This window comes from Vibrio sp. HI00D65 (assembly GCF_001635455.1).
In the GTDB taxonomy this organism is placed as follows: Bacteria; Pseudomonadota; Gammaproteobacteria; order Enterobacterales; family Vibrionaceae; genus Vibrio.
On record NZ_LWEH01000122.1, the window covers coordinates 1 to 276 of the forward strand.

1 protein-coding gene is annotated in these 276 nt (G+C 48.9%); it reads right to left on the reverse strand.

Annotated elements, in window-relative coordinates:
• On the reverse strand, window positions 1-276 hold a 276-nt coding region (locus A3712_RS10205), incomplete at both ends, for a TRAP transporter large permease subunit (RefSeq protein WP_157618738.1).

Genomic DNA, 276 nt, shown 5'->3' on the forward strand with positions numbered 1-276 from the left:
AAGTGAACCGGGTTAACACCTAAGTTAAGAACAGCTGGCAATAGTAATGGCGTGAGGATGATCATCGCGGCACCGCCCTCGATGAACATGCCAACCACTAGCAGCAGCACGTTAATCAACAACAGTAAGACGAGCTTGTTGTCTGTCAGCTCAATCAGAGCCGAAGCAACATTATGTGGGATCTGCTCTAGCGTCATGTAGTAGCCGAAGACCATGGCACCAATAATGATGAACATGACACTACTGGTGCCCTGCACTGTTTCACGCATGATCAGC